2 protein-coding genes are annotated in these 1,244 nt (G+C 35.5%); both read right to left on the reverse strand.

Features of this window, described 5'->3' with window-relative positions:
• Positions 1-185: 185 nt before the first annotated feature.
• Positions 186-494 (reverse strand): hypothetical protein, encoded by a 309-nt coding sequence (locus H4J52_RS03010; RefSeq protein WP_182224202.1) that lies wholly within the window; start codon positions 492-494, stop codon positions 186-188.
• A gap of 169 nt (positions 495-663) precedes the next feature.
• Positions 664-933, reverse strand: coding sequence for a hypothetical protein (locus H4J52_RS03015; protein WP_182224203.1), 270 nt, complete (start codon positions 931-933; stop codon positions 664-666).
• Between the last annotated feature and the right edge of the window lie 311 nt (positions 934-1,244).

The following is a 1,244-nucleotide window of genomic DNA, read 5'->3' on the forward strand; positions in this document are numbered from 1 at the left end:
CAAAAACTGAAATAGATTTAATTACGCGTAAATAACCAAGATAAAGAAAAGGCAACTACCACAATTACATTTAATCGAATTCGCAATGCCGCATAACGCCCCATTAAGAGGCTTTTAATTGTTGGCTAAAATGTGAAGCGAAGCGGAACCTAGCCAACTGTTAAAAGTCCTGCTTGAATGGCTTGTTAGCTGTACTTTGCACATACACTACCCAAGTCATGTTGTATTTCTTTTACAAATTGAGGGAAACCATTGTCAGTTTTATATGAAACTACAACATTACTATTTAAAATATTAACACTAAAAGCTGGGGAGTAATAAACTTGAATTGGAGCATAGCTGACAAACGAAGAAACCCAGCCACTTTTATTGTTATTCAAAAGTAAAACTAAAGCGTCGTACTCAACGTCACCTTTAGAAATGCGTTCATCACAAAATTCAAACTGTGGAGGAATAAAGTCGACTTTTATATCCTGCTCACGAAATATATACAAATATGTAACTGAAACAAAAAATAGAACTGTGATTATTAAATACTTTAGAATTTTAAACACAACGTCCCTTGTACAGCTAACGCCCCATTAAGAGGCAAATAATAGTTGGCTAAAATAAGCGACGAAGGAGCAAATAGCCAACTGTTATTTGTCCTGCTTGAATGGCTTGTTATATTGCAGTTGAATGCCTAACTTTAATTTCTTGATAGCACTTGCTGCAAACGACGGACATATTATTAAATGCCCTAAACTTCTCAGTTAACTCTTGTTCTGTATTAAATAAGGATTCGCAAGCATTACACCAGGCTTGTAAATCATCTGGAACATCTGAGTTCTCGATAAAGCCAACCTGCTGACAGCTATTATTTACCAAATGGCCGCAAACTATTGCAGGTATTGATTTACCGTGACACTCACAATCGATTAAATCTTCTTCCACTGAACTTTTTTCCTATGCCCAACCTGATTTGCAATATAACGCCCTATTAAGGGGCAAATTGTAGTTGGCTAAAATGTGTAGCGAAGCGGAACCAGCCAACTGTAATTTGTCCCACTTGAATAGCTTGTTATGTGTAAATTGCTGATATACAAACTATAAAAAACTAAGAAGCAATAGTAAACCTAAAATTGCCGAACCAAATAATAGGTATTTACCAAAGGTAGAATTATCTTCGAGAGTTTCTTGATGCTGCGCTTTTAATTGAGCCAATTGTGATTCATTTAAATCAGAGCAATGAATACATTTATCGC

It is taken from the genome of Colwellia sp. MB02u-14, assembly GCF_014076915.1.
GTDB lineage: Bacteria > Pseudomonadota > Gammaproteobacteria > Enterobacterales > Alteromonadaceae > Colwellia_A.